18 protein-coding genes and 1 tRNA gene are annotated in these 24,833 nt (G+C 62.4%); 11 read left to right on the top strand and 8 right to left on the bottom strand.

Annotation, left to right across the window (positions count from 1 at the left end; genetic code table 11):
- Positions 1-16: 16 nt before the first annotated feature.
- Both N008_RS06255 and N008_RS06250 read left to right on the top strand, forming a co-directional pair.
- Positions 17-1,594 (top strand): RagB/SusD family nutrient uptake outer membrane protein, encoded by a 1,578-nt coding sequence (locus N008_RS06255; RefSeq protein WP_044014590.1) that lies wholly within the window; start codon positions 17-19, stop codon positions 1,592-1,594.
- A 360-nt stretch (positions 1,595-1,954) separates the two neighbouring features.
- Positions 1,955-4,027, top strand: coding sequence for a glycoside hydrolase family 65 protein (locus N008_RS06250; protein ID WP_044014587.1), 2,073 nt, complete (start codon positions 1,955-1,957; stop codon positions 4,025-4,027).
- Between the two features lie 155 nt (positions 4,028-4,182).
- Here N008_RS06250 and N008_RS06245 read toward each other — a convergent pair.
- A tRNA-Thr gene (locus N008_RS06245) sits at positions 4,183-4,255 on the bottom strand.
- 183 nt (positions 4,256-4,438) lie between these two features.
- Between N008_RS06245 and N008_RS06240 the strand changes: the two genes are divergently transcribed.
- Both N008_RS06240 and N008_RS06235 read left to right on the top strand, forming a co-directional pair.
- Positions 4,439-5,185, top strand: coding sequence for an FkbM family methyltransferase (locus N008_RS06240; RefSeq protein ID WP_044014585.1), 747 nt, complete (start codon positions 4,439-4,441; stop codon positions 5,183-5,185).
- Positions 5,186-5,200: 15 nt separating this feature from the next.
- Positions 5,201-5,491, top strand: a complete 291-nt coding sequence (locus N008_RS06235) for a DUF4834 family protein (protein ID WP_044014583.1) — start codon at positions 5,201-5,203, stop codon at positions 5,489-5,491.
- 209 nt (positions 5,492-5,700) lie between these two features.
- On the opposite strand, the gene N008_RS06230 is transcribed toward N008_RS06235, so the two are convergent.
- Both N008_RS06230 and N008_RS06225 read right to left on the bottom strand, forming a co-directional pair.
- A complete protein-coding gene (locus tag N008_RS06230; protein WP_052381262.1) occupies positions 5,701-8,322 on the bottom strand; it encodes a DUF5686 and carboxypeptidase regulatory-like domain-containing protein in 2,622 nt (873 codons plus the stop codon).
- A 128-nt stretch (positions 8,323-8,450) separates the two neighbouring features.
- Complete coding sequence (locus N008_RS06225) at positions 8,451-9,335, bottom strand: DMT family transporter (RefSeq protein WP_071884492.1); 885 nt, start codon at positions 9,333-9,335, stop codon at positions 8,451-8,453.
- A 188-nt stretch (positions 9,336-9,523) separates the two neighbouring features.
- On the opposite strand from N008_RS06225, the gene N008_RS06220 reads away from it, so the two are divergent.
- A complete protein-coding gene (locus tag N008_RS06220; protein ID WP_044014579.1) occupies positions 9,524-9,997 on the top strand; it encodes a regulatory protein RecX in 474 nt (157 codons plus the stop codon).
- Between the two features lie 160 nt (positions 9,998-10,157).
- On the opposite strand, the gene N008_RS06215 is transcribed toward N008_RS06220, so the two are convergent.
- From N008_RS06215 to N008_RS06200, 4 genes are all read right to left on the bottom strand, one after another.
- The gene (locus N008_RS06215; protein WP_044014577.1) at positions 10,158-10,793 is read right to left on the bottom strand and encodes a DUF4230 domain-containing protein; all 636 of its coding nucleotides are present in this window, start codon (positions 10,791-10,793) and stop codon (positions 10,158-10,160) included.
- A 63-nt stretch (positions 10,794-10,856) separates the two neighbouring features.
- Positions 10,857-11,765, bottom strand: coding sequence for a 1-aminocyclopropane-1-carboxylate deaminase/D-cysteine desulfhydrase (locus N008_RS06210; protein ID WP_052381261.1), 909 nt, complete (start codon positions 11,763-11,765; stop codon positions 10,857-10,859).
- A 98-nt stretch (positions 11,766-11,863) separates the two neighbouring features.
- Positions 11,864-14,473, bottom strand: a complete 2,610-nt coding sequence (locus N008_RS06205; RefSeq protein ID WP_052381260.1) for a YfhO family protein — start codon at positions 14,471-14,473, stop codon at positions 11,864-11,866.
- Between the two features lie 299 nt (positions 14,474-14,772).
- Positions 14,773-15,669 (bottom strand): EamA family transporter, encoded by an 897-nt coding sequence (locus N008_RS06200; RefSeq protein WP_044014573.1) that lies wholly within the window; start codon positions 15,667-15,669, stop codon positions 14,773-14,775.
- A 170-nt stretch (positions 15,670-15,839) separates the two neighbouring features.
- Between N008_RS06200 and N008_RS06195 the strand changes: the two genes are divergently transcribed.
- The 5 genes from N008_RS06195 (at position 15,840) to N008_RS21385 (ending at position 23,222) form a co-directional block, all read left to right on the top strand.
- Positions 15,840-18,338: a bifunctional UDP-N-acetylmuramoyl-tripeptide:D-alanyl-D-alanine ligase/alanine racemase gene (locus tag N008_RS06195; protein ID WP_044014571.1), complete on the top strand. Its 2,499-nt coding sequence runs from the start codon at positions 15,840-15,842 to the stop codon at positions 18,336-18,338.
- A gap of 171 nt (positions 18,339-18,509) precedes the next feature.
- On the top strand, positions 18,510-19,904 hold the full coding sequence (locus N008_RS06190) for an alpha/beta hydrolase family protein (RefSeq protein WP_081910642.1): 1,395 nt from the start codon (positions 18,510-18,512) through the stop codon (positions 19,902-19,904).
- 771 nt (positions 19,905-20,675) lie between these two features.
- On the top strand, positions 20,676-21,095 hold the full coding sequence (locus N008_RS06185; protein ID WP_044014568.1) for a carboxypeptidase-like regulatory domain-containing protein: 420 nt from the start codon (positions 20,676-20,678) through the stop codon (positions 21,093-21,095).
- Between the two features lie 42 nt (positions 21,096-21,137).
- On the top strand, positions 21,138-22,529 hold the full coding sequence (locus N008_RS06180) for an alpha/beta hydrolase family protein (RefSeq protein WP_044014566.1): 1,392 nt from the start codon (positions 21,138-21,140) through the stop codon (positions 22,527-22,529).
- A 72-nt stretch (positions 22,530-22,601) separates the two neighbouring features.
- The gene (locus tag N008_RS21385; RefSeq protein WP_052381258.1) at positions 22,602-23,222 is read left to right on the top strand and encodes an OmpA family protein; all 621 of its coding nucleotides are present in this window, start codon (positions 22,602-22,604) and stop codon (positions 23,220-23,222) included.
- Between the two features lie 184 nt (positions 23,223-23,406).
- Here the strand turns inward: N008_RS21385 and N008_RS06170 are convergent, their stop codons facing one another.
- A complete protein-coding gene (locus N008_RS06170; protein WP_044014564.1) occupies positions 23,407-24,273 on the bottom strand; it encodes a carboxypeptidase-like regulatory domain-containing protein in 867 nt (288 codons plus the stop codon).
- A 282-nt stretch (positions 24,274-24,555) separates the two neighbouring features.
- Between N008_RS06170 and N008_RS06165 the strand changes: the two genes are divergently transcribed.
- Entirely contained in the window at positions 24,556-24,831 is a 276-nt protein-coding gene (locus N008_RS06165) for a ferrous iron transport protein A (protein WP_052381257.1), read from the top strand.
- The last annotated feature ends 2 nt before the right edge of the window (positions 24,832-24,833 follow it).

Here is a 24,833-nt window from a genome sequence, read left to right as displayed (position 1 = left end):
GTAGCACTTGTCTGTCATGATCAAGAACAGAATTGTAGGCACGATGGCCGTTCTGGCCCTGCTGCAAGGCGCGAACAGCTGTTCGCTGGACGAAGAATTTGAGGGCAACCCCCGGCCTGATCAGCTTCCGCAGGGCGAGGCCTCTGCGCTGCTGTCTGGGGTGTACAACTCGCTGCGCGACCCCATTCAAGGCTGCGTGAACGTGTACGCGTTGGAGGAAGTATCCACCGACGAGGTGATTATGCCCACCCGCGGGCCGGACTGGGACGACAACGGCAAGTGGCGGGCGCTGTACTTGCACAGCTGGGACCCCAACAACGAGCGGGTGCGCGAAACCTTCACGGCCCTGAACCGGGCAGTGTATGCTTCCACCGACATTCTGCAGTTCAACCCCACGGTGCAGCAGGCCGCCGAGGCCCGGATGCTGCGTGCCTGGGCCATGTTCTGGGAACTAGACCTCTACAACCAAGTCCTGTACCGCGACCCTGGCGAAAAGGCCACCAAGCCTGCTCGCGTGCGGGTAGGCACGGAGGCGTTGACCTACATCATCAGCGAGATAACTGCCATTCGGGCCGACCTGCCCGACGGGCCAGCTGGTCGGGCCAACAAGGATGCTGCCCGGGCTTTGCTCATGAAGTGCTACCTCAACAAGGGGGCTTATGCCAATCGCAAATCCCCCACATTCGATGTAGCTGATATGAACCAGGTAGTCCGGCTGGCTGATGAAATCATTGCCACCAACCGGTACTCTTTCACGGCCAATTATTTCGACAATTTTGCGCCTAACAATAGCGCCATTGGCCGGGAAAACATCTTCACACAGGAAAATACCTACGGCAATGCCGGCCCCGTGCGCGACTACTGGAAGTTTGTGTCACATTACAACCTGATACCCGTTAACGGCTACAATGGTCCCGCCACTACGGCCGAAACCTATGACCGGTATGAGGCAGCCGACAAGCGTAGAGGCGTAGCCTACCGGGATGCCACAGCGTCCACGACCAACTCGGCCAATCCGGGCAACCGCATCAATGTAGGCTATCTGGCCGGCCAGCAATATAGCCTCCGCGACGACGCGGTGCTGAAAGACCGGGCCGGAGCCAATCTGATTTTCACCAAGGACATCAACCTGTTTGAAACCGGCCGTGACCTGGAAGTGAAAGGCATCCGGCCCCTGAAGTATCCGGTGGACTACGCCAGCGAGGAAAAAGGTGGTAACGGAGCCGAAAACGACCATGTAAGCTTTCGGTTGGCCGATGTGCTGCTGATGAAGGCCGAAGCTATCATGCGCGGCGGTACGGCCACCAGCACCGGTCCTTACGGGGCTACGGCCCTGGCGCTGGTGAACTATATCCGTACGCACCCGTCGCGCGGAGCCAGCGCCTTGCCTAGCCTTAGCTTGGACGTGCTGCTGGATGAGCGCGGCCGTGAACTCTACAACGAGCAATGGCGCCGCCAGGACCTGATTCGGTTCGGCAAGTTTCTGCTGCCCCGCAAAGACAAGCCGCAGAGCCCGGATAAGTGTCTGTTGTATCCCATTCCTTCAACCCAAGTCAGCGTTAACCCGCTGCTCACCCAGAACCCGGGCTATTAGCGTTTGTGCCTGGCCGCTCCAGCTGAGTAAGCCGCTTGCAGCAACAGTATCTGCTCCTGCCTGCTGACCTGCTCCTTGCTCCGCTCGGGCCGCCGGCCATTCATTCCTGCACCTGCCGGGACGCATTGCATCAGGCCGTTGGTGGCTGCCACTCGGCAGCCGCCAGCGGCCTGTTTGCGTGCGAGGCACACCCGCTGGTGCTTGGCCCGCCCCCGGGCGCCCAGATGATGCCAGGCTAACTTGCCTTCAGGGGCACGGAACGCATCTGCGTTGCGTGTTTTGCGGGGCGGGCCGCCGTGAAGCTGCCGTGGTGCCCGGCCGGTGTTTACTTATTCCTCTTTCCATCCTTTCCCACCCGTTATGCTTCGAAATCCGCTCCTGACACTTCCGGCAGCGCTGCTGGCGCTCTTGCTGATAAAGCCGCCGCAAACCGTCGCCCAAACACCCGCGGCACCCGCAGCCGACCCTTGGCGCGTTACGGCCTCTGCCATCGACCCGCGTAGCTACTATGGGGCCACCGTGGCCAACGGCATGCTGGGCATTGTGTCGTCGGCGGAGCCGTTTCAGGTGAAGAGCGTGGTGCTGGCCGGTGCCTACGACCAGTACGGCCGGGGCCGGGTGAGCAACTTTCTTAACAGCTTCAACCTGCTGAACATGTACCTGGAGGTGGATGGCCGCCGCCTCTCGGGCCGCGACGCCACCAACTTCCGGCAGGAGCTGGACATGCGCCATGCCTCCCTTACCACCACCTTCGACTACGCCGACAAAGCCACCATCAAGTACACCTACTATGCTCTGCGCCAGCTGCCCTACACCGTGCTGCTCGACGTATCGGTGACAGCTAAAAAAGACGTGAGCATGGCGGCGGCCAGCGTGATGGATGCGCCCGACGCCCTACGCGACGTGCAGAACTACTACAATGAAATCGACCGGCCGCACGCCACGCTGAGCTTGCTCACGTCGTCGGCCAAGAGCAGCACGGGGCGGCTGCAGCTGTGCGCATCTACCAGCTTTCTGTTTGGCGAGCCACACGGGCAGGAGCCGCGCGTCATCCACGAAATGTGGGACAGCAACCAGCACCTGATGAAGTTCAGCAAGCAGCTGAAGGCCGGCCAGACATACGCCTACGCCGTGGCGGGCTCCAGCATCACCTCGGCCCACCACCAGGACCCGCTCAACGAGGCCGAGCGGCTCACCATTTTCGCCCGCCTGGAAGGCCGCGAGCGGCTGCTGGCCTTCCACAACAAAGCCTGGGACGAACTATGGCAGAGCGACATTCAGATTGCCGGCGACGCCCAGGCCCAGCAGGATGTGCACAGCATGATGTACCACCTCTACAGCTTCTCGCGGGCCGGCACCGACTACTCGCCCTCGCCGATGGGCCTTTCGGGGCTGGGCTACAACGGCCACGTGTTCTGGGATTCTGACCTGTGGATGTTCCCGGCACTGCTGGTGCTGCACCCTGACATTGCCAAATCACTAGTGGAATACCGCTTCCGGCGCCTTGAGGTGGCCCGGCGCAATGCCTTTGCCCACGGCTACCAGGGCGCCATGTACCCTTGGGAAAGCGCCGATACGGGCGTGGAGGAAACCCCGGTTTGGGCCCTAAGCGGCCCATTCGAGCACCACATTACCGCTGATGTGGCCCTGGCGGCCTGGCAATACTACTGCGTGACGCAGGATAAGGCGTGGCTGCGTGAAAAAGGCTGGCCCATCCTGCAAGCCACCGCCGACTTCTGGGCCAGCCGCGTGGAGCGCAACGGCCCCGGTCACTACGATATCAAGAACGTGGTGGCGGCCGACGAGTGGGCCGAAAACGTGGACAACAACGCCTTCACCAACGCCGCCGCCCGCGTAAATCTGCAAAACGCCGCCGCCGCCGCCAAGCTGCTCAACCTGCCCGCCAACCCCGACTGGCAGCTGGTGGCCCGCAACATCCCGATTCTGCAGTTCCCCGACGGCGTCACGCGGGAGCACGCCACCTACAACGGTGAGGGCATCAAGCAGGGCGACGTGAACCTGCTGGCTTACCCGCTGGGCGTCATTACGGCCCCGGTCCAGGTGCGCAAGGACCTGGAATACTACGAAACCCGCGTCCCGAACGAAGGCACGCCCGCCATGACGCAGGCTATCTTCGCGCTGCTGCACGCCCGTCTCGGCAACGCCGACAAGGCCCGGCTGTTCTTCCAGGATGCCTACGTGCCCAACCTGCTGCCGCCGTTCCGCGTCATCGCCGAAACTAAAGGCGGCACCAATCCTTACTTCGCCACCGGCGCGGGCGGCGTGCTGCAGGCAGTGCTCATGGGCTTTGGCGGGCTGAATATCACGCCCGCCGGCATCACGCAAAGCAAAACCACGCTGCCCACCGGCTGGCAATCGGTGAAGATTACCGGCGTGGGCGGGCAGAACAAAACCTACACGACAAACCGCTGAGGCTTAAGCTGGCTTCAAAACTCGGCCCGTATCAACTGCTGAAAAGTTGTGCGCCAACTGCGCGCCAACTAAACTGATGTTGGCTGAAAAAGCAGAAAACCCGGAACCTCACTGCTGTTATCAGCTAAGTGAATTCCGGGTTTTCTCTGTGTGTGAGCCTGTTATTGGACTCGAACCAACGACCTGCTCATTACGAATGAGCTGCTCTACCAACTGAGCTAAACAGGCATTTCCGAGGCGGCGTATCCGTCAGGGGCAGCAAAGATAGAAAGCCAGCGGAGACCTACGCAACACTTGGCCGCATTTTTTGTGCGGTCGGCTGGCGACAGCCATCGGCCGCGCCGGCCTAGTAGGGGAGGGCGGAGAAGGCCGCGCCGCATTTCCCACCTTTCCGGCATCTTTGTGGTTCCTATGAAAGCACTCCGCAAACTTCTGGTCCGCACGCTTGGCTTCGAGCGCTACATTCGTTTCGTGAGCGGCGTGTACCTGCGGCTGGTGGGCGCGGGCTGGGGCCGGCAGAAATATCCGGAGCTGTTTTTCCTGCAGCAGCTCATCAAGCCCGGCTTTGTGTGCCTGGATATCGGCGCGAATCTGGGCTACTACTCGGTGGCGCTGTCGAGGTTGGTGGGGCCCGAAGGGCAGGTGCTGGCCGTGGAGCCGATTCCGGATTTCCAGGCCATCTGGCAGGATAACGTGAAGCTCAGCGGCCTCAACAACCTCACGCTGCTGCCCTATGCGCTGGGCAGCGAGAACACCACCGTGCAGATGGGCACGCCCGAGCGCAACGGCCTGCTGCACCACGGCATGACCAAAGTAGCGTCCAGCAACCCCCATGAGCACTACGCCCGCACCTACGAGGTGCCCATGCGCGTGCCCGACGACCTGCTGGCCCACCTGCCGCGCCTCGACTTTGTGAAGTGCGATGTGGAAGGCTTCGAGCACGTGGTGTTCGCTAACATGCAGGCCACGTTGCGCCGCTTCCGGCCCCTCATCCAGACCGAGCTCAACGGCCTCGACAACCGCCGGGCCGTGGTGGCTACTCTGGCCGAGCTGGGCTATAAACCCTTTGTGCTGTCGGCGCGTTCTGAGTTGGTGCCGTGCACCGAAACCCAGCTCAACAGCGCCGTCACGGCCGATTTCTACTTTCAACCCGCCTGATTTCGGGCTTTTTCCATGTTCATCAAGATCCTGCTGATTTTTCTGGTTCTGGCGCTGGTGCTGCGCTACGTGCTGCCGCTGCTGGTGCGGCATCTGCTGGTCGGCTTCCTGCAGAAGCAGGCCCGCCGCCACGGCCAGCAGTTCGGGGGCGCGCCCTTCGGCGGTGCCGCCCCGCCGCCGCCGCCCGGCCGCGAAGCTCCCGGCCAGGTGCACATCGACTACGTACCACCCACGCCCCGCCGCACCAAAGACACGCCCACCGAGTTCAAGGGCGGCGAGTACGTGGATTTCGAGGAAGTGAAGTAGCTGTAGTCGGCGGATCTGCACTATCCTGGCAAGGCCGCAGAACATTCTGCGTAGCAAGCGGCGTCACTCCTTGCTCTCACCAACCGCAAAAGTCCCTCACAAAGAAGCCCTCCGGCGTCAGGTTATCAACCTGCTGCCGGAGGGCTTCTTTGTGAGGGACTTTTGCGGTTGGTTGAGGAAAGCTTGTGTCGCTTCGCTCGCAATGACAATCAGAACCCGATACCTACCCGCAAGCCGGTGCCCACGCGCTGGCCCGACTGCAGGCCGGTGTAGAAGTCCACGCGGACGACCTTGAAAACGTGTTCCAGGCCCACGCCCAGCTCCACGTAGTGGCCCACCTGCGCGGTGGTGAGGTAGTTGAGCGAAACCACTTCCTGCCACTTCAACTGGCGCAGCAGCGGGATTTTGTTAAGGAAGAAACCGTTGAAATGGTGATTGTAGTGCGCCTCCAGAAACGCCCGCCGCGTGCTGAAACGGTAGTAGTCGAGCAACTGAAACTGGCTGAAATCGGCGGCCAGGTAGGTACGGTTGCCGCTGAAGTGGCGGTAATCCATGAACGAGAGCTGCGGCTGGCCCACGAAGCCGCCGGCCGCTAATTTGTAGCTGCTTGTGCCCAGCAGCCCCAGCCCAATGTTCTGCCGGATGCCGGCCTCCAGCAGCGTATAACGCACATCGGAGCCCAGCACCCCGCCAATGCCCTGCCGCCAGATGCCCGTGAATGTGGGCGACTTCGAGCCTAGGTTGATTTTGCCATCGGGGCGGGTGATGTAACGCTGGCCGGGCCGGAACGACGCTTCCAGCTCAAAACCCAGCGCCTGGTTGCGGCCGAAGCTGGTGCCGCCGGGCAGCTCCTCGGCCACCGGATCGTTGGGCGTGAAGGCCACGCCAGCTCGGTCGCGCCACAAGTCGATGGTGGAGTTTTCCAGCTCGCGGCGCTCGTAGTAGCTCAGGGTGCCTTCCAGCGTCAGGCCGTTCACTACCTCGGTCTGGTAGCCCAGGCGGGCTCCGTCGCGGCGGTAGAGTTTGGCGTAGTTGCGGTTGTTGAGCAGCGTATAAATGGAGTTGATGAGCGGCGTGAGCTGCGAGTTGGGGTCGAAGTTCTCGATGGTGCGGCCCACCTGCCCGCTGAACTGGGACACGCGCACAGGATGCAGCTGCCACACGGCCGATACGCTAGGGCTTAGCAGCTTGCTGCTGAAGCCGTAGCGCAGGGCCGGCGTGATAGAATGAAACCGCCGGTCGTCGGTGCGCTGCCGGAACGTAACCTGCGGGTTCAGCACGGTGCCTTCCACCGTGTTGTAGAGCACGAGGTTATAGGCCGGCGGCACACTCCACGAGGTTTTGCGGAAGCTGTTGTTGTGGAAGTAGCCCGTGAGCAGATTGCCGGGGCTCAGCTCGTTGCGCACCCGGTCCAGGGAGTCCTGGTAGGGGCGCGAGTTGCGCACCACTTCGGTGCTGTCCTTCACGGTATAGTCTTTCTGCTCTTCCTCAGTGAGCGGAATCGGGCGGATGCTGTCCCAATAGCTGGAATCCCGCTCGTTCGCGTCTTTTTCCACCAGCATCACCTCGCCGCGCTTCAACTTCCCGATGCTCAGGTTGGCGGTGTCGCGCTCCGCTATTTTGGCCTGGCGGCGCACTTCGCGGCTCAGGCCGCTGAGCTGCGGCTTCTGGCGCCGGATATCGGCGGCGGTTTCGCGCGTGACGGGGGCATCGGGGGGCTCGTGCGTGGCGGGCAGGGCCGTGGCAACCGGGCGGTTGGGGTAGGTGGGCTGCACCCGGTAGTTGCTGAGCACGGCTGTCAGGTAACCGTTGCCCTTGAAGCCTAGGGCCGTGAAACCCACCGTAATCTTCTGCGACTGTATCACCCACACATCCGATGGGCCGGGCGCGGGCGCAAACAGCTGCTCGATGTGAAAGCTGTCGACGTAGTCCAGCTGGGCGTTTTTGTCGAGGTACAGCGACACGGAATGGATGCGCCAGGTGCCATCCACGATGTAGATGTGGCCCGAGGAAAACACGGGGTCGGTGCGGCGGCGCGGCGTCACCCGGATTTTATGCACCAGTACGCCACCCTGTTGGCTGCTGCCTTCCAGCTCGTACTTGTAGAACAGCATGGCTCCATCGGCCACTGGCGACACGAAGCCGCGCTCCGAAAACCCGCTTTTCAGCACGTTGTCGTAGAAGTTGAGGCCCGCGCCGCGCCCGGCCCGGTTGAAGCTGATGCCCTTGGCGTCGCCGCTCACGCGCGAGGAAATCATGCGCTCCTGCACCACGTTGGGCTGCCGGAAGCTCAGCTCCGACACCGACTCCGACAGGTAGAAAATGCCCGGCTTGAAATCGGGCCCGATCTTGACGAGGCCCAGAATCTTGCCCGGCACCTCTACAAAGCGCGCCAGGGCTTTGATATAGGCGCGGGCCTTGAAGGCGGCCACCTCGCGGCGGTGGTAGCGCCGCCACTGCTGGGCCTGTTGCACGATGGCGTAGGCGGGGTCGCGGTCGGAGGCGCGTACCACCACTTCGCGTAGCTTGTAGCTTTCGGGCTCTAGCGTTACGTTGAGCGTAAGGGCCGTGTCGCCGCCGGCCACCCGCACGCTTTCGATGCGCGGCTTGTAGCCCACGTACTGAAACACCAGCTCGTACTGGCCGGCGGGTAGGCGCAGCTGGTAGCTGCCCTGCTCGTTGGTGGCGGTGCTGGTAGTGGTGGTGCGCACGGCCACGTTGGCGAAGGCCAGGCCGGCGCCGGCGGCATCGGCCACGCGGCCCCGGACTACGCCGCCGTTAGCAATTCCGACAACCGATAACAGGAATAGAAGCAGGTAGAAACGCGGCATGGAGTAGATTGAAATGGATGGCTCCAAGATAGATAGAATAGGCAGGCAATAGGTTGTCCAAGGCCGTAAACAAGGGCGTTTTCGACCAAGGCAGGGGCATTTTCGACCAAAATTCCAGCCGCCTAGTACTACGCGGCTACTTCTTCTACTACCGGGGCGGGCCGCCGGGCCTGCCGGTAGGTGTAGGCCGCGTTCAGGGCCACGCCCAGCAGCACCAGCGCCATGCCCAGGTAGGAGGGCAGCCCGAAGGTTTCGCCGAAAAACGTGTAGCCCAGCCCTAGCGCGTACAGCACGCCCAGGTAGTCGAGGCTGCTGATGCTGGCCAGCGGCGCGGCCTGGTAGGCCTTGGTTTTGTAGACCTGGGAAAGCTGGGTGAAAATGCCCGTCAGCAGCAGCAGGCCCCAATCTTGCCAGCCCAGCGGCGTGGTCCAGTGCAGCAGGCAGTAGGCAGCGCTGAAGGGCACCACCACCAGCTGCGAGTACAGCACAATCACGAGCGGATGCTCGCGCCCGCCCATGCGCCGGATGGCGTTGTAAGACAAGCCCGAAAACACGGCCGACGCCACGCCCAGGGCCAGATACAGCGGCGTGATGCGCGTATCGACACCCTTCACCAGCAGCACGCCCCCAAACGAGAGCAGGAAAAACACCCACTGCCAGGGCCGCACCTTTTCCTTCACCAGAAAGATGCCCAGTACCGACGTGAAAATGGGCGCCAGGTACTGAATGGTGACGGCCGAGGCCAGCGGCATGGTCTGGAGCGTGTAGAAGTACAGCACCAGCGCCAGCGCCCCCGTAGTCCCCCTCGACACCAGGTGCCAGCGGCTGCGGGGCTGGCCCCAGGGCGCCACCGCGGCCTGCCGCAATGCCACGTAGCTGAACAGCAGGGAAAGCGTGGAGCGGAAAAAAATGATTTCCAGCGGCGGCAGGTGGGCCAGCAGCTTCACGCACACATTGAGCAGCGCAAAGGCCAGCGTGCTGAGCAGCATGTAGCGGGCACCAGACGAAAGCATAGAAGAGACAGTAGGAAACAGAGGCCGCGGCCGGGCGGGCCACCCGATGCAAACCCCAGAGCGGCGGCGCGGGTTTGCAGGCGGCGCGGCGGCCCCGCCCAAACCCGCGCCGCCCCGAACGATTCGGGCAGCGCGGGTGTCGTAAGTTGCCGGCCCGTTGGGCGGGTTTGTGCCCTTTGCCAGTTGCTATGAACTCCTTCGAGAAGAAAAAGAAATTCTACACCCCCGCCGAAGCCCTGCAGAAGATTGCCGCCTTCTGCGCCTACCAGGAGCGCAATCAGAAAGAGGTGGAAAGCAAGCTGCGCGAATACGGCCTCGACGAAGACGAAGCCGGCGAAATCATCATCCGCCTGAGCCGCGAAAAGCTGCTCGATGAGGAGCGCTTCGCCAAAGCCTACGTGCGCGGCCACTACCGCACCAAGAAGTGGGGCCGCCGCCGCATTGTGCAGGAACTGAAGCAGAAAGGCATTTCCGACTACTGCATCAAGGCCGGCCTCCAGGAAATCGACGGTGATGAGTACTACCAAAACCTGGTGGACGTGCTGGAGAAAAAAGACCGCCAGGAAAAGGAGCGCAACCCGCGCCTGCGCCGCCAGAAAATCCAGCTCTTCCTCACGGCCAAAGGCTTCGAGCAGGACCTGATAAAAACTGGCCTTGGATGACCTAGGCAAAGTCCCCGAAGAGGACGACGACGAGTAGGAACAGCCAAAAAAGAACGTCATGCAGAGCGGAGCGAAGCATCTCGCTAGTGTGGTAGAATCACCACACTGGCGAGATGCTTCGCTCCGCTCTGCATGACGTTCTTTTTTGGCTGTTCTACAGCTACCGTTGCGCCGGGCGCAGCGGGTTCTGCATCTGGCGGGTGAGCACCACGCGGCGGCCGGTCATGGTTTCGAGCATGGGGCGCAGGATCTGCTGGGCGTTTTGCTCGGTCTGGGCCAGGATGCCCGACTGCAGGGCGGCGCGACGCACGTTGGCTTCGGCGTATTTGTAGCCGGCATCCACCAACTCGGCATCCTGGAAAAAGCCGTTTTCGACGCTGAACACGCGGCTCTGGCTGTGGTCGACCTGCCAGGTGCACAGCTCGGCGGCGGGCAGCGCCACCCGCACCACCGAGTCGCCCTCAAACACCACGTCCTGGGCGCGCACCTTGCGCAGATCCAAGCAGCCGATGGCGTTGCCAGCCACAATGAGGGCCACTTTGGCGTCGGGCAGGAAGCGGTAGGTGCTTTTCTTGTATTCCACCACGTCCTTGAACTGGTAGCGCACCAGCTCCAGCCGGCCCAGGCTTTCCACTTTCTGCAGCACCGTATTGTGCGTGACCGTGACGCGCGGCGCAGGATTGAGCGGGTTTTCCAGCTCGCTGAGGGCGGGGCCGATTTTCGTCCAGAGAAACCAGCCCAGCCCCAGCAGAAACATCAGCGGCAGCAAACGGCGGATTAAGAGGGGCAGCGACATGCAAAGCAGGAATTAGAGGAACAGTAGCGCCGTATACGCGAAACCAACAAGTTGCGCCGCCCCCTATATCCCGGTCGGCCACCACACGTTGCGGTGCCCGAACCGCTGCCGGAAACCGGCCCAGCCCTGCAGGCCACCGCTATGTACCGCCACCACCGTGCTGCCCGGCCGGAAATAGTCCTGCCGCAGCAAATCGAAGAGGCCAAACAGCAGCTTGCTGGTGTAGATGGGGTCCAGAAGCACGCCGTGGCGGGCCTCAAACTCCTGGATGAAGCGCAGCAGCTCCGGCGAGAAGCGGGCGTAGCCGCCTAGGTGGTAGTCGGTACGCAGGTCGTAGTTGGGGAAGGTGCGGCCGGTGGCGGCCAGCGTGAGGGCGTCTATTTCACCGCGCAGAAAGCCGCCGTTTTTCAGGGCCGCGACGCCCACGGCCTGCTGGTGCGGGGCCAGGCCCGTGAGCAGCCCGGCCAGCGTGCCGCCCGTGCCGCAGGCCACGGCCAGGTAGTCGAAGTCAGTTTGTGCCTGCAACTCCGTCACCAACTCGGCGCAGCCGGGCAGGGCCAGCGCGTTGGAGCCGCCTTCCGGCACCACGTAGGCCGGGCCGGTTTCCCGGAGTACTTCGTCCAGAAATTCCGGCTCGGCTTTGCGGCGGTAATCTTCCCGGCTGAGGTAGCGCAGCGTCATGCCATCGGCGGCGGCGCGGGCCAGGGTGGGGTTGAGAGGCGCGGTTTCCTCGCCCCGAATCAGGCCGATGGTGCGCAGGCCGGTGAGGCGGCCGGCGGCGGCCACGGCGGCAATGTGGTTGGAAAACGCCCCGCCGAAAGTCAGCAGCGTATCGTGGCCCTGGCGTTGGGCCTCTTGCAGGTTGTACTTCAACTTGCGCCACTTGTTGCCGGGCAGCTCCGGGTGCGCGAGGTCGTCGCGCAGGAGCAGCAGGCGGGCGTTGTAGCCGGTGGGGATTTCCTGGAGAACCATACTGTTTTTAGCCCGCAGAGGACGCAGAAGAAGGCGCAGAGGCCGCAGAACGTTCTGCGACTTCTGCGCCTTCTTCTGCGTCCTCTGCGGGAACCTGTCTACACGAAAGCCGCTTCGTTCTGGTCGGCGGGCTGGCGCACGGTGTACACCACCAAGCCCAGCAGCACCACAATCAGCAGCACCGACGACACCAGCGACACGGTGTTGCCGATGGCGTATTCGGTGGGCTCAAACTTGAACTCGATGGTGTGGGTGCCGGCCGGCACGGGCATGGCGCGCAGCACGTAGTTGGCCCGCACGTGTGGCACCAGTTTGCCATCGAGGTAGGCGTTCCAGCCGTCGGCGTAGTAGATTTCCGAGAACACCGCAAAGGCGTCGGCGGTGGCCGTGGCGCGGTATTTCAGGGCGTCGGGCGAGTAATCGGTGAGGGTGATGGTGGAGCCGGGCGCGCTGAAGCTGGTTTTGGCGAGCGGGAACTTGGCCACGTCCACCACGGCGGCCGTAGCCACGCTCAGGTTGCTGAGGGCCGCAATTTCCTGGTCGGGCGTCTGCACCTTCTGGATTTCGTTGACGAACCACGCGTTGCCCAGCGCGCCGGGGTTGCGCTGCACCTGCTCGGGCTGGCCAGGCTGGCCCTGCTGGCCGGGTTGGGCCGGCAGAATCACGTAGCGCGTGTTCAGCATGCTCAGCACCTGGGTGTTGTTCTGCGAAATCTGCCGGTCAATCAAATCCTGGTAGCGGCGCAGCTTGGCGCCGTGGTAGCCCCCGATGCTCTTGTGGAAGTACGAGGTGTTGGCCTCGTTGAACGGGTTGGCCGTGTTCAGCACCCGGTAGCTCTTGTCCTTGTCCTGCAGAATCTGCTGGTCGGCGGCCGTGGGCACGAACTGCTGGGCCACGGTTTCGCGCTGGAAGTTGTTGTCGTTGAGGTAGCGCTTATCCACGCCCCACAGGTCTACCAGCGTCAGCAAGCCCACCAGCGCCGCCGCCATCCCAGCCGATACCTTGCGCTGCAGATAGAACCACAGCACCCCGAAAGCCAGGGCAATGAAGATCATCGAGCGGAACACGTCGGAGCGCAGCAGCGCGGCGCGGTCCTGGCGCAGTGCGTCCAGCGGGAAGCCCTGCTGCTGCAGTTGCGCATCAATCGGCGCCGAAAAATCCACGCTCATGCCCACAAACAACGCCAGGGCGCAGATGCCGACCGTGATGCCGGCTGCCAGCCGCAGCTTGCGCTTGAGGTCGGCAGTTTCGGGGGCATCGGCGGTGATGGCGCCGGCCAGGGCGGCCAGGCTGGGGTGGGTGCTGGCGCCGGCTACCGGCAGGCCAGTGGCCCGGCTGCGCAGCACGCGGGCCAGCGCCAGCACGGCCAGCAGCGGCATGGCCAGCTGCGCAATCACCAGCGCCATGCTCACCGAGCGGAACTTGTTGTAGCCCGGGAAGTAATCGAACATCAGGTAGTTGAACGTCTCGAAGTTCTTGCCCCAGGCCAGCACGATGGACAGAATAGTGCCCACCAGCAACCACAGGCGCGTGCGGCGGTCGGCCACGAACAAGCCCAGCACAAACAGGAAGCACACGATGGCGCCCACGTACACCGGCCCGCTGGTCACGGGCTGGTCGCCCCAGTAAGTGGGCATGGCCTTGAGGTACTCCGACAGCTGCCCGGTGGGCACGCCCAGCCCGGTCAGGGCCTGGCCAGTGGCCGAATCATCAGAAAGCTTGGTCTGGGAGGCGCCGCCGTAGAAGTTGGGCACCAGCAGCGTAATGGTTTCGCCCACGCCGTAGCTCCACCCAAAGGCGTAGTCCCGGTCGAGGCCGGAGCCGCCGGCACCGTCGTCGCCGGCTGGGGCGGCGGCGGGCTGGCCGGGCGCGGTAGGCGGGGGCGTCGTCAGCTCCGACTTGCCGCGGATGCTGTACTTGCCGTATTCGATGGTGGTGTAGAGGCGGCCGAAGCTCACGCCCACGGCCAGTAGCGCCGCCACACCCAGCAGGGCCGTGCGGCTCAGGAAGTCGGGCAGGCGCTTTTCGCGGGCGGCATATACCAGCTCCACCACCCCAAACACCAGCACCAGCAGCAGCAGGTAGTAAGTGATTTGCAAGTGGTTGGCGCGGATGTTCATGGCCAAACCCACCGCAAACAGGCCCGTCCCCAGCCACTTATTGCGTCGGAACGCCACCAGCAGCCCCGCCAGCACTACCGGCGCGTAGGCCAAAGCCAGGCTCTTGGTGTTGTGGCCGGCAGCCAGAATCACGAGGTTGTAGCTGGTGAAGCCCAGGGCAATGGCACCCACGCCGCTCACCACCGGCGAGAGGCCCAGCGCCACAAACAGCACGTAGCCGCATACCAGCGCCAGAAACAGGTTGGCCACCACCGCCGGCAGCCCCAGCGTGAAAATCTTCTGCAGATAGATGCTCAAATCGCCGGGGAAGCGCGTGCTGATGAGATAGGTCGGCATCCCCGAGAACATGGAGTTGGTCCAGAGGGCCTCCTTGTCGGTGGCTTCGCGGTAGAGCTGCGCCTCGTGGGCGCCGCCGTTGAACTGCACGATGTCGTGTTGGCTGAGCGTCTTGCCATCGAACACGATGGGGGAGAAGTAGAGCACGGCCAACGCCAGAAACACCAGCACCGCCGCCAGGTGGGGCAGTACCCGCCGCCACAGCGGCACCGCAACAGGCGCCACGGCCGGCGCAGAGAAAACAGTCGTCATTCAGGAAGAAAGTAGGGGCGAAAACTGCCCGAAGGTAACAAGGAAACCCGACGGGAACCTCACCCCCTAGCCCCCTCTCCAAAAGAGAGGGGGGACTAGCTGTAGTCGCCTCACCCCCTAACCCCCTCTCCTGTAGAGATGGGGAACTAACCTTAGTTCTAGCGCTACACTACTCCTTGCCTTTGGGAGAAGGGGACCGGTAGGATGAGGCACCCAGAGCTAGAAAACTACAGACTAGTCCCCCTCTCCACGGGAGAGGGGCTAGGGGTGAGGCAACTACAGCTATGCCGCATTTCAGACTAGACGCTAACGCTCCGCTTCGCCGGCCAGTTGTACAGCACCACCGACGCCAGAATCACGCCGTAGGCCACGCCCTGCACCGCCGTGGCGGCCTCCCCGAAATACCAGAACGCCAGCGCGAAGCTCACAATTGGGTTCAGGTACATCAGGATGCCCACCGTGCCCGAGGGCAGCACGTTGAGGGCGTACAGGTTCAGAAACAGCGGCAGCACCGTAAATACCACGCTCAGCAGGGCCGCCACCAGCAGCAGGTGCGTATCGTGCAGGCCGGCCAGGGGCTCGGCGCCCAGCAGCGGGGCCAGCGGCAGAATCAGGGCGGCGGCCAGCGCGAGCTGCACCGTCAGCAGTACCAGTCGGTCGTAGCCCTGCAGGCGGCGCTGCGTGATGAGGTAGAAAGCGTAGGTGAAGGCCACCACCAGGCTCATGCCCACCGTGCGCAGGTCGCCGGCGCCCAGCAGCGCGCAGCTCAGGGCGCTCAGCGCAATAGCGGCCCACTGGTTGGGCCGCAGCTTTTCGCGCAGCAGCACAAAGCCCAGCAGCGCCGTCAGAATCGGGCAGATGAGGTAGGCAAACGAGCCGGCCTGCACGCTCACCTGGTTCACCACGTAGATAAACAGCAGCCAGTTGGAAGTCAGCAGCACGCCGCCCAGCCCCGTGCTGACCGCCACCGCGCGGCGCTCCACCACCGGAGCCGCCTGCCACTGCTGCCACACCGTTTGCACCGCCGCCCGCCGCCCCAATCCATGAATGAGCAGCAGCACCAGCAAAGAAATCAGGATGCGGAAAAACAGAATCTGCCCGCTGGCATAGCCGTGCAGCCACCGCAGCGGAATCGGGAAGAAGCCCCAGATAAGAAAGGCGGCCAACGCGGCCAGGTGATGACGGGAAAGTTTCAAAGCGAACCGGAAAAGCCAAACAAGCCGCAAAGGTACGGCCGAAACAGGCCGGCCACACTGTGCCGGCCAAACATGCAGTAGGCGCCGGTCCGGGCCTCAAAAGTCCTGTGCCCTCGCTAACCTGTCACTTCTCTCCTGTTACCTGTTACCTCCTGTACCTTTGTCCTACCATGCTCGATTTCTCTGCCGACCTGCCCGCCCTCACCAGTGGCACCCTGCTGCTGACTCCGCCCGCCCCCGCGCCCGTCCAGACCTTGCTGCTGGACAGCCGCCGCGTGGGTCAGGCCGGCGGCAGCGTGTTCTTTGCGCTGCGCGGACCCCAGCACAACGGCCACCGCTACCTGCCCGAGCTCTACCAGCAGGGCGTGCGCCTGTTTGTGGTGGATAGCGAAGTCGATATTCCCGGCGGGCTGCTGGCCTACCCCGGCAGCGGCTTTCTGCTGGTGCCGCAGGTGCTGGACGCGCTGCAGGCCGTGGCTGCCGCCCACCGCCGCCAGTTTCGGCTGCCCGTGCTGGGCATCACCGGCTCCAACGGCAAAACCATCGTGAAGGAGTGGCTCGCGCAGCTGCTGGCTCCCGAGGAACGCATCTGCAAAAGCCCACGCTCCTACAACTCGCAGGTGGGTGTGCCGCTGAGCGTGTGGGAGCTGAACGCCCGCCACACGCTGGGTGTCTTCGAAGCCGGCGTGTCGGAGCCCGGCGAAATGGCGCGGCTGGCGGCCGTAATCCAGCCCACGCTGGGCTTGTTCACCAACCTGGGCACCGCCCACGACGCCGGCTTTGCCTCCCATCAGCAGAAAGTGGAAGAGAAGATGCAGCTGTTCCGCGACGTGGATACGCTGTTCTACTGCCTCGACCACCAGATCATTCACGAAGCTGCCCAACGCCTGCTGCCCGCGCACCGCACCTTCACCTGGAGCCGCCAGCACCCGCACCTGGCCCACGTGGCCGTGACGGTGGCCGAGGCCAGCGCCGACCGCACCGTGGTGCGCGTAACGCTGGCCCGGCCCGTGCCGCAGGAGCACACCTTCACTCTGCCCTTCGCCGACGAGCCCAGCGTGGAAAATGCCCTGCACGCGCTGTCGGTGCTGCTGTGGCAGCAGGTGCCCGCCGCCGAAATCCAGCACCGCCTCGATAGGCTGCAGCCCGTGGCCATGCGCCTGGAGATGAAGCAGGCCCTCAACGACTGCTACGTCCTCGACGACACCTACAACAACGACCTCGCCGGCCTCGCCCTGGCCCTCGACGCCCTCACGCGCCAGCTGCAGCGCGGCCGCCGCACCCTCATCCTCTCCGACGTGCTCGAATCCGGCCTCGCCGGCCCCGACCTCTACGCCCGCGTGGCCGCCTTGCTGCGCACCCACGGCGTGGCGCGTCTCGTTGGCATCGGCCCCGAAATCCGCCTGCACCAAGGCGCTTTTGATGGGATAGAGGCTGTGTTTTACGATACCACCGAGGACTTTCTGCGCCACTTCCAGCCCGACACCTTCCGCCGCGAAACCATTTTGGTGAAGGGGGCGCGCCGCTTTGGCTTCGAGCGGATTGTGGCGGCGTTTCAGCAGAAAATCCACGGCACGGTGCTGGAAGTCAACCTCGATGCGCTGGCCCACAACCTCAACTTCTACCGCCGCCGCCTGCAGCCCGGCACCCGCCTCATGGTGATGGTGAAGGCCTTCGCGTACGGCAGCGGCTCCTCCGAAGTCGCCAACCTGCTGCAGTTCCACCGCGCCGACTACCTGGCCGTGGCCTACACCGACGAAGGCGTGGACCTACGCCAGCACGGCATCAGCCTGCCCATCATGGTGATGAACCCCTCGCCGGATGCCTTCCAGAAGCTGCGCCAGTACCAGCTGGAGCCCGAAATCTACTCCTTCGAGCGTCTGCACGACTACCTGCGCGCCGCCCGCGAGCAGCCGTTGCCGCCCATCCACCTCAAGCTCGATACCGGCATGCGCCGCCTCGGCTTCGCCGAAACCGACTTGCCCGAGCTGACCCGACTGCTGCGCGAAAACGCTGCCCATCTGCGCGTGGCCAGCGCCCTCACCCACTTGGCCGGCGCCGACGAAGAGCAGCACAACGACTTCTCGCGGCAGCAGCTGGCCGCCTTCCACCGCATGACGCCGGTGCTGGAAGCCGTGCTCGGCTACCCCATTCTCAAGCACGCGCTCAACTCGGCCGGCATCCTGCGCTTCCCGGCCGCCCACGCCGATATGGTGCGCCTCGGCATCGGGCTGTATGGGGTAGAAGCCAGCGGCCAGGAGCCCGACGCCCTGCAGCCCGTGAGCACGCTGCGCACCACCGTGTCGCAGGTGAAAGCGCTGCCGCCCGGCGAAACCGTCGGCTACGGCCGCCGCGGCCAGGCCGCCGACTTCGAGCGGCGCATTGCCACGCTGGCCATCGGCTACGCCGACGGCTACGACCGGCGCTTCGGCAACGGCGCGGGCGAGGTGGTTATCCGGGGCCAGCGCGCGCCCATCGTCGGCAACGTGTGCATGGACATGTGCATGGCCGACGTCACGCACATCAGCGGCGCCCAGGCCGGCGACGCGGCCGAAATCTTCGGCCCCAGCCTGCCGCTGCCCGAGCTGGCGGCTCGCATTGGCACCATTCCGTATGAGCTGCTGACCAACGTAAGCGAGCGGGTGAAGCGCGTATTTGTGGCCGAATAAGCGGCTGCTGCCCGGTGTAACCTTATCCGGGAAAAATTTGGATAATGATAATATAATCAATTGCGCGGCCTGTGTATCTTGCAACCAAGTTAGGTCGACAGTGTCCTATATAGTAGTGAATTAAGTTTCACTGAAACCTGATTTTGTGTTATTATTTTCCGGTTGCCTTCTATGAAGATTGCTACTTTTGCCCAACTGACCCGAGCCGTTCTTTGCGCCGGGCTACTTTGGATTCTGGCCGGGCCGGCGCTGGCTGGCGGCGCAATGCCGTTGGATGGCCTCTGGAAAGGCCCCATCAAGATGCCCGGCGGCGAACTGGAGGTGGTGTTCCGGCTGGTGAGCCTCACCGGCGGCGAATATTTTGCCACCCTGGATGTGCCCCAGCAGCGTGTGACCCGCATGGCCGTGCAGGTGCAGGTGCACGGCGACACCATAATCCTGGCCGCCGAAGAAGCTGGTAGCCGGTTTATTGGCCGGCTGGCGGAAGGCGGCAAGCAGGTAACCGGTACTTGGTACCAGCCCGGCCACGAATCGGCCCTGACGCTGAATTTCTCCCCGGCCACCATCAACACGGCCCCGAAGGCACGCCTTACGCCGCCCTACCGCGAGGAAGAAGTTTCCTACACCAATGAGCAGATGAATCTGCCGCTGGGCGGAACGCTCACGGTACCAGCCGGCGAAGGCCCGTTTCCGGCCGTGGTGCTGGTATCCGATGCGGGTGCCCACGACCGGGATGCCACCACCGGCGAGTACCGCCCCATGGGGATTCTGGCCGACTACCTCACGCGCCGCGGCATTGCCGTGCTGCGCTTCGATGACCGGGGCGTGGGCAAATCGGGAGGGGATTTCTCCACAACCATTGCCAGTGAACTAGTCGGCGATGTGCAGGCGGGCCTGAAGTATCTGCGCACTACCCCCCGGATAGATACCACCCATATCGGTGTTATTGGGCACGGTGAGGGCGGCAACGTGGCCTTGCTGACGGCCAGCCAGCCCGCGCCTCCGGCTTTCGTTGTGACTCTGGCCGCGTATGGGCTGCCCGGCAACCAGTTGGTGCTGGAGCAGCAGAAAACGGTGCTCCGGGCCATTGGCGTGCAGGAGCCGGATGTTATGGCGTTCAGCAAGCAGCAGCAGGCGCTGCAAGAAGTAGTGTTGCGCACGTCCGACGTAAAACAGGCCCAAGCCACGCTGGTGAAGATGATGCGCGCTTACGACACCAACCTGGATACGCTTACCGCAAAAAACCGAGCCATCGACCTCACCTCTTTCCGCTACCGGAACCTGTTGCGCTTCAACCCCGGCATTCTGCTCAGCAAGGTGAAGTGCCCGGTACTGCTGCTCAACGGCACAGCCGACCTGGAGGTGCAGGCCGATACCAATCTGGACGCGCTTAATCTGGCTCTGGAAAAAAACACGCGCGTAACCCGCAAAAAGCTGCTCGGGGTCAACCATCAGTTTCAGGCCGACCCGGCTAACTGGGCCTTGGTGAACGGGCAGCGGCAGGAAACCTTCTCGCCCGTGGCACTAGAGGCCGTACGCAGCTGGATAGTAAGCCACGCGAAATAAATGCCCGGCCCTGAATTTTGCCAGCTTAGGTTGCGGAGAAACCGCGTGGTAGCGGTACGTGGGTAGTGGCCAACCGGCCGCCACTACGCAACCGGCTGAATGCAAGTAGTCAGCCATGGGTAATCAGCGGGTTGGTTTTTTTGCAACTAGTTGATTGATATCTTTCTGACGATTACCTGAATACTCAGCACGTATCCCTGACTACCCAAGCCGCCTGTCACCGACAGGCGGCTTTTTCATGTCTTGCGCAGCGAAACACAAGCAACTCATGCTGCAGACGCTGGGGCGGCCCTCCCCAGCGCGGCAAGGGCTCGGTAACTAGGCGGCAGGAAACAGGCCGTGCTACTGCTGCCGGATACAAAATCACACAATCCATAATGTTATTATTATGTAAAATTTTATGAGTATTTATAATATTAGTGAAATATTATACTGATTTAGTTAAGGCTTCAGCCAAATTTTATATATTTGTTTGTCCAGATTCGGGAATAAACTTCATTGGGTTGATGTTCCATGAATTCACTAAATAGTTCTGTTTTTTTTAGTTACTGACGGCGGCCGAAAGGGCACAAATGGCCTGTTTAAGGATACTTGCCTGCTATCAGCTGCTTGTCTACTCTGAAAGTTGGTTCACCGCCTGTAAGGGGCAGTTGAACTGAAATACCCAAACGCTGCTCCCCGGCTTTCTACTTTTGATACAGGCTGGCGCCCCAGATCGGTCAGCCGCCTGCTTTTGGCTCTCTCTCGTTCCTACTTTCTTCCCTTATTCTGATGAATAAAATCTCCACGCGCGCTGTATTTTGGCTGATTGCTGCTCTATGGCTGCTTGGGCTGCCTTCGGTTGCCCAGAGCACCAGTGCCACACTTGCTGGCAGCAGCGACTCAGATAAGAACGAGGCAGTGGCCGGTACTACCATCGTAGTGGTGCACGTGCCCACGGGGGTGCGGCGCACCGCCGTATCGGACGGCATGGGCGCCTTCGCGTTGGCCGACCTGCTGCCCGGCGGCCCTTACACCATTCACATCACACAGCCCGGCTACAAGAGCCAGCTGCTCACCAACATGTTTCTGAAAGGCGGGCAAACCACCCAGCTGCCGATAAAGCTGACTGAATCTGCCACCGCTCAGGACGAGCGCCGGGGCACGGGCTCGGCACGCAAAAAGCAGCCGGTCTTCGTCAAAGGAGAGTAGGAGGTTGACCATCAGCTTCGTTTCTCCCGCCCTGCTCCCCCTATGAAAACTACTGTTTACCTACGATTCCTGCGCACGTGCCTGGTCCTGCTGCTATGCGTGGCAACCGGCACGGCCACGGCAGCCCCCAGCCTCGATGGCCTCTGGAAGGGCCCGCTGAAGATGCCGGGTGGCCAGCTGGAGGTCATCTTCCGGCTGGTTAGCCTCACCGACGGCTCCTACTTCGCCACCCTAGACGTGCCGCTGCAGAAAGTAAGCCGCATGGCCGTGAAAGTGGACGTACGCGGCGACACGGTGATTTTCGCGGCCGAGGAAGCCGGCAGCCGGTTCGTCGGGCGGGTGGCTTCGGGCGGCAAGCAGGTTGAAGGTACGTGGCAGCAGCCCGGTCTTCAGGTTCCCCTGACGCTGTCGTACGCCGCGCCCGCCATCAGCACCGCCCCCAAAGCCCGCCTGACGCCGCCCTACCGCGAAGAGGAAGTGGCCTATTCCAACGTGGCCGTTGATCTGCGCCTGGGGGGTATGCTCACGGTGCCGGCCGGGCCGGGCCCGTTTCCGGCCGTGGTGCTGGTGTCGGATGCCGGCCCGCACAACCGCGACGCCACGGTGGGAGAGTATCAGCTGCTGGGCTCGTTGGCCGACTACCTCACGCGCCGCGGTATTGCCGTGCTGCGCTTCGACGACCGGGGCGTGGGCAGCTCCACCGGCGACTTCGCCCAAGCTACTACTACCGCTCTCGTAAGCGACGTGCAGGCCGGCCTGAACTACCTGCGTACTCGCCCCGAAGTGAACCTGTCGCAGATTGGGGTGATTGGGCATGGCGAAGGTGCTAACGTGGCCCTGCTGTCCGCTACGCAGCCGCTGCCGCCGGCCTTTGTGGTGTCGTTGGCAGGCTATGGGGTGCCCGGCACCACGCTGGCCCTGCAGCAGCAGGCGGCGCTGCTTCGCTCCCTGGGCACGGAAACGGCCCAGGTAGAAGCCGCCACCAAACGCCAGCAGGCCATGCTGGAAATCATCAGCCAGACACCCGACGAGGCGCAAGCCCGAGCCATTGTGGCCAACATGCTGCGCCAAAACAACGCAGCCATCGATACTGAGGCCGCCCAGGCCAGCGCAGCAGAGCTTACTTCATTCCGGTACCGGTATTTTCTGAGCTTCAACCCGCTGGAGCGTCTGGCGGAGGTGAAGTGCCCGGTGCTGCTGCTCAATGGTACCGCCGACCTCTACGTAGCGGCGGATGCCAACATGGGGGCACTAACCAAAGCCCTGAAAGCCAACCGCGACGTAACCGCCAAGAAGCTGCCGGGCGTAAACCACCTGTTTCAGCCCGATCCGGCCGAGTGGCCCATCGTAAACGGCCAGCCACGCGAAACCTTCTCGCCCGTAGCACAGGAAACCATCCGTGCCTGGATTGTGGCGCACACGGCCGCCAAATAGCACCAGGGAAAACGGGAAGTTTGGTACCTTCCGCCCCGAAACTCACCAACTACCCTTCCTCTCCCTTTTCTGATGAAAAAGACCTTACTGTCTGCTCTGGCAGCTACCGCCCTGCTGGCCTCTTCCTGCAACGACCTGAAGAAGCCGGAAGAGAAAGACCAGCTTTCGGAAGCTACGGCCGATACGGCCGTGGTAGCCAGCAATGGCACTACCGTAGCGGATGCCGCCGCTGGGGCCGCCAACGCCGTGGACTCGGCCTGGGACATGACCAAGGCCCAGCTGGCCAACGAAACCTACGAGGAAATCGACCTGCCCGAAGTATCGGTGCGCGGCAACGAGAAGTACAGCGTGTACGGCCTCGAAGAGAAAGTGCTGTTCGACACCGACAAGGCCGACATCAAGCCTAGCGCTACGCGTGCTCTGTCGGAAATTGCGGCGTCTATCGGCCGCCGCTATGGCAAAAGCCAGGTGCGCGTGATGGGCTTCGCTGACTCGCGTGGCGACAAGAGCTACAACAAGGAGCTGAGCGCCAAGCGCGCCGAAGCCGTGAAGAAGTGGCTGGCCATGAACGGCGGCATGGGCGACGCCCGCGTCAGCATCGAGCCCATGGGCGAAGCCGCTCCGGTAGCCTCCAACGCCACCGCCGAAGGCCGCCAGGAAAACCGCCGTGTAGAAATTGCCGTCATCAAGTAAATCACGGATTTCGTCGAATTATCCGGATTTCACGGATTTTGTAGTCGATTACAAAGAAAAGAGGCTTGCCGATTGGCAAGCCTCCTTTCTTTGTGGTGTAGCTCTTTGTGTAGATAGCCAAAGAAGTTCAGTTAGCGCCGTTCACAAAATCCGTGAAATCCGGGCAATCCGACGAAATCCGTGATTAGTCTTTGATCTGGTCTACTTCGGCTTTGATCATAGCGTTGTAGCGCTGGCCGTTGCTGGAGAGCGTGAGCAGGCTCCAGCCCTTGCCCATGGTGTAGCTCCAGGTGCGGCTCTCCTTAAACTCGAAGGTGGGGCGCATGATCTGGCCGTAGGGCGTGTAGGTGTCCATGAAGTTGGTGGTGTAGAACTTGTCGCCGCTCACAATCCACTCCATAGCCACGAAGAAGCCCTCTTTCGGCGCCTCGATGTTGTACTGATTCAGGTCAACGGTATACCAAGCGCCGCCTTTCGGGGCTGAAACCACTACGTTTTCGGTGAGCAGGTCGGTGTTGGGCGAGTTGTAGTTGCCGTCGGCCTTGTAGAGGCGCACGCGGAACGGCTCGCGGGGGAAGCCGTTTTCGCCGATGTAGAACGACACCGAGCGCACGTTGCCGAGGGTCTTGCCCTTGTCGTTTTTCACGAAGAAGGCGTACTGGCTGCCAGGCATACCCTGGATCATGCCCTCGCCCGGCGTGCTCGACTTCGAGCCCAGGGCCAGGTCTTTCACCTTGCCGCCCTTTACCGTTACGTTGCTCAGCTCGATAACGCGCTTAGGCACCTCAATAATCAGGTCGGTCTGCGATACGCCGCGCTTCACGGCTACAGCCATACGCTTGTAGCCCAGGGCCAGCACGATGATAGAGTCCTGCGCACTTTTTTCAGGCGTTGCCATCTGAAAAAAGCCATACTCGTTGGTGAGCGCGCCGGTTTGTTCTTCCTTCAGGCCGATAGAAGCAAACGGGATGGGCTCCTTGGTTTTAGAGTCGACGATGCGACCCGATAAACGGTTCTCCTGGGCCATGCCCAGCGCCGGGAACAACAGCAAAAGGGTAAAAAATGCGAGTAAGCGTTGCAGCATGGTTAGGCAGAATAGTGTTGTATGCCAAAATTAAAATGATAATACCAATTCCCATCATGCCGTCTTTAAATATTCCTAAAGATGCAATTGTGAGAAGGAATAGTGCTAGCCAGATACAAGCTGCTTTATTTCAGGGGCATAGTGCCGGCCCAGACGAAAGCCCCAAACAGAGGGGATATAAGCCGTTGTTGGCCGAAACATAAATGGGTAGTACCTTTGTTTAAAGCAAGTCTAAATAACTCCGCTCCTATGTCTGCTTCCCACGCGCCTGTTTCTACTGTTTCCGCCCCGCCTCGCCGGAGCGTGAAAGACTTGCGGCTGGGTGAAAGCGGCACCATCTGCTGCCTCCAGGACCCCGAAATGGCGCTCAAGCTGCTGGAAATGGGCTGCATTCCGGGCACGCAGGTGCGCCTCAACAGCCGGGCCCCGCTGGGCTGCCCCATCACGCTGGTAGTAGGCGAGGCGGCAGATTATACTTTGTCGCTGCGCGTGAGTGAGGCGGCGACCATTCTGCTCAAAGAATAGCC

Source organism: Hymenobacter sp. APR13 (assembly GCF_000737515.1).
Taxonomy (GTDB): domain Bacteria; phylum Bacteroidota; class Bacteroidia; order Cytophagales; family Hymenobacteraceae; genus Hymenobacter.
This window is presented reverse-complemented; position numbering and strand designations above follow the sequence as displayed.